Raw genomic sequence first — 7,123 nt, 5'->3', positions numbered from 1 at the left:
CACATGCATTGCCTGACACTCCGCCTTCGCGAGCAAGCCCGCTCCCACACTGGATTTGCATTCGACCCTAGAGAATCGGCTTGCCACCCGTCACCGCATACCGCGAGCCCGAGATGTAACTCGCCTCATCCGACGCCAGCAACACATAGATCGGCGCCACTTCCACCGGCTGGCCGGGGCGGCCCAGCGGTGTCTCGCTGCCGAAGCTGTTCACGTCTTCGTCCGGCATCGTCGAGACAATCAACGGCGTCCAGATCGGCCCCGGTGCCACGCTGTTCACGCGGATGCCCTTGCTGCCCAGCAGTTGTGCCAGGCCACCGGTAAAGTTGGCAATCGCGCCCTTGGTGGCGGCGTATGCCAGCAACGTTGGCTTGGGCATATCGGAATTCACCGAGCTGGTATTGATGATCGACCCGCCGGCCTTCATATGCGGCAGCGCCGCCTTGCAGATGCGAAACATCGCGGTGATGTTGATATCGAAGGTCTTGACCCATTCCTCGTCGGGTATCTCTTCGAGGGTCTCGTGGGTCATCTGGAATGCGGCGTTATTGACCAGCACGTCGATCCGCCCGAACTGCTCGACGGTCTGGTCGACAATCGCCTGGCAGTTGGCTTTTTGCGCGAGGTCGCCGGGCAGCAGCAGGCATTGGCGGCCGGCTTCTTCAACCCAGCGTGCGGTTTCCTTCGCGTCCTCGTGTTCGTCCAGGTAGGCGATGGCCACATCGGCACCTTCGCGGGCAAAGGCAATCGCCACGGCGCGGCCGATACCGCTGTCGGCGCCGGTGATCAGGGCGATCTTGTTGGCCAGGCGGCCGGAGCCGGTGTAGCTCTTCTCGCCGCAGTCGGGATAGGGGTCCATCTTCTTCTGCGAACCGGGAACGGATTGGGCCTGGCTGGCGAAAGGTGGGCGTGGGTAGTCAGTCATCTCAATCTCCATAGATCACAACGGGTTCTATGGATTAGTGATTTTCAGCTGCCGGATAGTTGTAATCGATGCCGGCCGAGCCCGACGAATGGTTTGCGCTCAACCGTGCTGGCAGGCATCGCCCAGGCGCATGTAGTCCAGTTCATGACGCACGCCGTGGCTGTCGATGTAGACCATGTGACCCTTGACCGGCCCGCATTCGGTGGAGGATTCGGTACTGACGCGCACCACCTTGGCGATGTCCAGGTCCTGGGAATAGTCGTACGCCTCGCTGGCGGGGGCGTTGGCACTCACAGTGGGTGCCGGGGTTTCGCCCTGGGCGAAGGCAAGTGTGCTGAACAGGCCCAGCACGGCGATAAGCAGATAACGCATGAGAACCTCCGACACCACGAAGGTGGTGGCTTGACTGTGGGGTTCATTCTACAAAGCGCCTGGCGCGGGGATGAACGCTTGCGGGCCAATAGAAGACATCAGCCAAATCGATGCAGCAAGCCTCTTATAACCGGTTATAAACTCATAGCATCTTCGCCTAAACGCAGCCCTATAAATATCCGTCTGCCGTTGCTCATCCCTGTAGGCACATACAACAGGGAGCTCCTCGATGTTTTTATTCAAACAACAACTACCAAGGCTGACGCTGGCGGCGGCGCTGGCGATGGGAGTGTGCACGACATCGGTGATGGCCCAGGAAGCGGCCGGCCAGGTGTTCACCTTCGATATCGCTGGCGGCCCGCTTGATACGGTGCTGCTGGATATCTCCCGGCAGACCGGGGTGATGATTTCGTTCAATCAACAGTGGGTGCAGGGCAAGCGCAGTGCCGCCATCCGCGGCGATTTGGGCAGCCTGCAAGCGGTGGACAAGGCGTTGCAGGGCAGCGGCCTGCAAGTGAGCGACAGCGAACAGGGGCTGACGGTGCATCCAGCACCCGTGACGTCCACCAGCGTCGCACCGGCCGAGGGCAAAAGTACTGATTACCGCCTGGAAAAAGTCACGGTGACCGGCTCGGCGATTCGCCGGGTGGACGCGGAAACGGCAGTGCCGGTGACCATCCTGCGGGTCGAGCAATTGCGCGAGCAGGGTGTGAGCACCACCGAGGAGTTGATCAACCGCATTTCGGCCAACCAGTCTGCCGTTGGCTCCGGGCGTTCGGTGGGTTCCAGCAGCGGCGGTGCGGCGTATGCCGACTTGCGCGGGATTGGCGCGAACAAAACCCTGGTGCTGCTCAATGGCCGGCGCCTGAGCAACAACGCCGTCAACACCACCAACGGTTCCGGGGTGGACTTGAACACCATCCCGTTCGCCGCCATCGACCGCGTGGAAGTCCTGCGCGATGGCGCCTCGGCGCTGTATGGCACCGACGCGATTGGCGGGGTGATCAACTTCATTACCAAGACCAGCCTCACCGGTGGGCAACTTTCCACCAACTACGATTCGCCCACACGCTCCGGCGGCGGCGACAGCCATAACTTCAGTGGCAGCTACGGTTTCGGCGACCTTGAAGAGGACCGCTTCAACGTGTTCGGCGTGGTCAGCTACGACAAGCAGACGCGCCTGGCGGCCAAGGACCGTGACTTCACCTACAACTACCAGCCAGGTCGCGGCCTGGATTTCACCTCCGGCACCGCCGCGCCGGCCAACTGGAGCCAGGGCAGCAACGCGACCAACCCGCTGGCCGGCTCCGGTTGCAATTCCCCCGGGCTGCTGTCACGCAATGGCATCTGCCGCCAAAGCCTGTGGAGTTACCTGGACCTGGTGCCGGAAACCGAAAAAACCTCGGCCTTTGCCAAAGCCACCGGCAAGCTGGCCGATGACCATACCGTCAGCCTCGAATACTTCTGGGCGCGCAACGAAAACCGTACGCAGATTGGCCCAGGCACCCTGATGGGCGCCCAGGTCAATCCGGGTACGCCTTTCTATCCGGGCAACGGCATCACCCCGGGCCCCACGGGTTTCGCCCTGGACCCGACACAGCCGGTAGACGTGAACTGGCGTGAAACCGATGCCGGCGCGCGCAAGCACGAAGATGACAACACCAGCCAGCGGCTGCTGCTGAGCTTTGAAGGCAATGTGGCGAACTGGGACTACAACGTCGGCGCGTCCTACAACCAGAACAAAGTGGTGCAAACCATTCTTGACGGCTATGTAAACGACCAGACCATCAGCCAGGGGATTGCCAGCGGTGTGATCAACCCGTTCGGGCCGCAGAGTGAAGCGGGCAGGGCGTTGCTCGCCTCCAGCCGCGTCGATGGCGATTACGCCACTGCCGTGGGCCGAGTGAAGAGTATCGACGGGCGCGTAAGCCGTGAAATCGGCGACTGGTTCGGTGCGGGGCCGACGGGCCTGGCGCTGGGCGGTGAATATCGCAAGGAGGATTTCCACCAGGATTTCGCCCAGTTTGCCGAGACCGTGCAGAGCCTGGGCGTAGACCCCAATGGCGCGGTGCGCGGCAATCGCAGCGTGTCGGCCGAGTACGCCGAGGTCAACGTGCCGGTGCTCGAAAGCCTGGAACTGTCTGCCGCCGTGCGTCATGACAAATACAGCGACTTTGGCAGCACCACCAACCCGAAATACTCGTTCCGCTTCCAGCCGTTCAAGGAACTGGTGGTGCGCGGTGCCTACAGTGAAGGCTTCCGTGCGCCGTCGCTGTACGAGTTGTACAACCCGACCTACACCAGCTACACCGTGGCCAACTACAACGACCCGCGCCTGTGCCCGGGCGGCACCCCGGCCAATGGCGGGATCGGCAACCGCGACTGCGCCCAGCAGTTCCGCCGGCAAAGCGGGGGCAACGGCAGCTTGAGCCCGGAAACCGCACGTAACGTGACCTTTGGTTTCGTGTTCCAACCGATCGAGCGCCTCAGTGCCGGCCTGGATTTCTGGTGGATCACCATCGCCAACCAGATTGCCGAATTTCCTGAGTCGTCGGTATTCGATGACCCGGATGCCTACGGCGACCGCTTGATCCGCAAGGCGGATGGCTCCATCGATCACATCGTTACCGGCCTTGCCAACCTGGGTAAGACCAAGACCAACGGCGTGGATGTGAGTTTCGACTACCGCTTCCCGAGCACCGCCATCGGTGACTTCGGCATCGGCCTGCAAGGCACCTACGTCAACGAATACAAATACCAGCAGGAGCTCAAGGGCGACTACATCGACAAACTCGGTGATTTTCGTGGCGGCGAGTTCTCCACCGCGGGCGCCGTTGCACGCTGGCGCCACAGCCTGACCGGCACCTGGGCCCGCGGACCGCTGGGCGTCAGCCTGACCAACCGCTACACCAGTGGCTATCACGACTCGGACCCCGACACCCACGACTCCGTAGGCTCCTACAACGTCTGGGACCTGGCGGGTACCTACAACTGGAGCAAGTCCCTGGCCGTCACGCTGGGCGCGAAAAACCTGTTTGACCGCGCGCCGCCGTTCAGCAACCAGACCTATGCGTTCCAGAGCGGGTACGACCCGAAATACGCCGACCCGTTTGGCCGCATCCTCTATACCCGAGTCAGCTATAACTTCTGATTGTTCATCCGCTTCAGACACTGCGCTATAAAGCCGACGGATCCGCTGCGCCTGCCTCGCAGGTGCAGCGGGTTTTCGCCTGTCCATAACCTTATTCCAAAACGGTATTTCCAGGCTTTTCATAAGACTCCTTATGATCACGTCATAACTCGTTATGACAAGTGGTCCTGATGAACGAATCAACCGTCGCCTTATCCCCTCTGTCCAGCGTTCCGCTGCATGCCCAACTGCGGGACCTGCTGCGCAGCCGCATCCTCGATGGTGAATACGCACCGAACACCCAGATGCCTTCCGAGAGCGAGCTGGGCACGCGTTTCAAAGTCAGCCGCATCACCGTGCGCCAGGCCCTGGGTGATCTGCAAAAGGAAGGCCTGATCTACAAGATCCACGGCAAAGGCACCTTTGTTTCCAAACCCAAGGCTTATCAGAACGTCAGCACCCTGCAGGGGTTGGGCGAGTCCATGACCGAGCGCGGCTATGAAGTGATCAACCGCCTGCGCAGCTACCGCTTCGTGCCCGCCGACAAGCTGGTGGCCGAGCGCCTGGGTGTGGAGGAGGGCAGCACTGTCGCGCAGATCAAGCGGGTACGGCTGATCAACCGCGAACCGGTGTCGCTGGAAATCACCTACCTCAGCCAGGCCCTGGGCGAACGCCTGGAAAACGCCGACCTGGTGACCCGCGACATCTTCCTGATCCTGGAGAACGACTGCGGCTTGCAACTGGGTCACGCCGACGTGGCAATAGACGCGGTACTCGCCGACAGCGAGCTGACCCAGGCGCTGAACGTCGAGGCCGGCTCGCCGATCATGCGCATCGAACGCCTGACCCACACCGCAGACGGTCAGCCCGTGGACTTCGAACACCTGTATTACCGTGGCGACGCGTTTCAGTATCGCCTGCGCATCGACCGTCAGCGAGGTAGCCGCCCGTGAGCCGCCAAACCCTGGAACTGGAATACGACATCGTGGTGATCGGCGGCGGTACAGCCGGCCCCATGGCGGCGATCAAGGCCAAGGAGGCCAACCGCGATCTGCGCGTATTGCTGATCGACAAGGCCAACGTCAAGCGCAGCGGCGCCATCAGCATGGGCATGGACGGCCTCAACAACGCGATCATTCCCGGCCACTCCACGCCGGAGCAGTACACCAAGGAAATCACGATTGCCAACGACGGCATCGTCAATCAGGCGGCGGTGTACGCCTACGCGACCCACAGTTTTGAAACCATCGAGCAGTTGGACCGCTGGGGCGTGAAGTTCGAGAAGGACGAAACCGGCGATTACGCGGTGAAAAAAGTCCATCACATGGGCGCCTACGTGTTGCCGATGCCTGAAGGGCACGACATCAAGAAGGTGCTGTATCGCCAGCTCAAGCGCGCCCGGGTCAGCATCACCAACCGCCTGGTGTGCACCCGCTTGCTGACCGACAGCGAAGGCGCGGTGAATGGCGTGATGGGTTTTGACTGCCGCACTGCGGACTTCCAGGTGATCAAGGCCAAGGCGGTGATCCTCTGCTGCGGCGCGGCCGGCCGCCTGGGCTTGCCGTCCTCGGGTTACCTGATGGGCACCTATGAAAACCCGACCAATGCCGGCGACGGCTACGCCATGGCCTACCACGCCGGAGCCGAACTGGCGAACCTGGAGTGCTTCCAGATCAACCCGCTGATCAAGGATTACAACGGCCCGGCGTGCGCCTATGTCACCGGCCCCTTGGGCGGCTACACCGCCAACAACAAGGGTGAACGCTTCATCGAGTGCGACTACTGGAGCGGGCAGATGATGTGGGAGTTCCACCAGGAACTGGAAAGCGGCAACGGCCCGGTGTTCCTCAAGCTCGATCACCTGGCGGAGGAAACCATCCAGAACATCGAGCAGATCCTGCACAGCAACGAGCGCCCCAGCCGTGGCCAGTTCCACGCCAACCGGGGCACCGACTACCGCAGCCAGATGGTCGAGATGCATATCTCCGAGATCGGCTTTTGCAGCGGGCATTCGGCGTCGGGCGTGTGGGTCAACGAGCGCGCGGAAACCTCGGTCAAGGGCCTGTATTCAGCGGGCGACATGGCGGCGGTGCCACATAACTACATGCTCGGCGCGTTCACCTATGGCTGGTTTGCCGGCACCAACGCGGCAAGCTTTGTGGCCGGGCGCGAATTCAGCGCGGTGGATGCCCGGCAAGTGGCCGCCGAGCAGGCTCGGGTCTATGCGCCACTGGACCGCGAAACCGGTCTGCCGCCGGCCCAGGTCGAGTACAAGCTGCGGCGCTTCGTCAACGATTACCTGCAGCCGCCCAAGGTCACCCGCAAGATGGAAATCGGCTTGCAACGCTTCGCCGATATCGAGCGCGACCTGGACCAGATGAAGGCGCACAACCCCCATGAATTGATGCGCGCCATGGAAACCAGCGTGATCCGCGACTGCGCCGAAATGGCTGCCCGCGCCTCGCTGTACCGCGCCGAAAGCCGCTGGGGCCTGTACCACTACCGGGTCGACCACCCGCAACGCAACGACGCCGACTGGTTCTGCCATTGCCACCTGAAAAAGGGCGAGGACGGGCAGATGGTCAGCTTCAAGAAACCCGTCGAGCCCTATGTGATCCCGCTGGATGCCGAAGAGATGCAGGCTTACGACCGCCTGCGCGTAGGGGCTGACGCCGCCTGAATGTGCCCCCCAAGCT

General features: G+C 62.0%; 5 protein-coding genes. 3 read left to right on the top strand and 2 right to left on the bottom strand.

Annotation, left to right across the window (positions count from 1 at the left end; genetic code table 11):
- Window positions 1-67 precede the first annotated feature (67 nt).
- Both ACW9I6_RS01420 and ACW9I6_RS01415 read right to left on the bottom strand, forming a co-directional pair.
- Complete coding sequence (locus ACW9I6_RS01420) at window positions 68-925, bottom strand: SDR family oxidoreductase (protein WP_003217640.1); 858 nt, start codon at window positions 923-925, stop codon at window positions 68-70.
- A 99-nt stretch (window positions 926-1,024) separates the two neighbouring features.
- A complete protein-coding gene (locus tag ACW9I6_RS01415) occupies window positions 1,025-1,297 on the bottom strand; it encodes a DUF2790 domain-containing protein (protein ID WP_008433423.1) in 273 nt (90 codons plus the stop codon).
- A gap of 229 nt (window positions 1,298-1,526) precedes the next feature.
- Between ACW9I6_RS01415 and ACW9I6_RS01410 the strand changes: the two genes are divergently transcribed.
- The 3 genes from ACW9I6_RS01410 to ACW9I6_RS01400 all read left to right on the top strand — a co-directional run bounded on the left by ACW9I6_RS01410 (window position 1,527) and on the right by ACW9I6_RS01400 (window position 7,107).
- Window positions 1,527-4,448, top strand: a complete 2,922-nt coding sequence (locus tag ACW9I6_RS01410) for a TonB-dependent receptor (protein ID WP_457338764.1) — start codon at window positions 1,527-1,529, stop codon at window positions 4,446-4,448.
- A gap of 170 nt (window positions 4,449-4,618) precedes the next feature.
- A complete protein-coding gene (locus ACW9I6_RS01405; RefSeq protein ID WP_008433419.1) occupies window positions 4,619-5,380 on the top strand; it encodes a GntR family transcriptional regulator in 762 nt (253 codons plus the stop codon).
- Window positions 5,377-7,107: a fumarate reductase/succinate dehydrogenase flavoprotein subunit gene (locus ACW9I6_RS01400; protein WP_003217648.1), complete on the top strand. Its 1,731-nt coding sequence runs from the start codon at window positions 5,377-5,379 to the stop codon at window positions 7,105-7,107. Before ACW9I6_RS01405 ends, ACW9I6_RS01400 begins: the two co-directional genes overlap by 4 nt.
- Window positions 7,108-7,123 lie beyond the last annotated feature (16 nt).

This window comes from Pseudomonas sp. SDO5522_S412 (assembly GCF_054071215.1).
Note: the sequence above shows the minus strand (reverse complement) of the source record. Positions and strands in the feature narration are given on the sequence as shown.

What these genes read in the sequence shown, in the direction of transcription:
- ACW9I6_RS01420 (WP_003217640.1), bottom strand. Translation starts at nt 925, where the DNA reads ATGACTGACTACCCACGCCCACCTTTCGCCAGCCAGGCCCAATCCGTT.
- ACW9I6_RS01415 (WP_008433423.1), bottom strand. Translation starts at nt 1,297, where the DNA reads ATGCGTTATCTGCTTATCGCCGTGCTGGGCCTGTTCAGCACACTTGCC.
- ACW9I6_RS01410 (WP_457338764.1), top strand. Translation starts at nt 1,527, where the DNA reads ATGTTTTTATTCAAACAACAACTACCAAGGCTGACGCTGGCGGCGGCG.
- ACW9I6_RS01405 (WP_008433419.1), top strand. Translation starts at nt 4,619, where the DNA reads ATGAACGAATCAACCGTCGCCTTATCCCCTCTGTCCAGCGTTCCGCTG.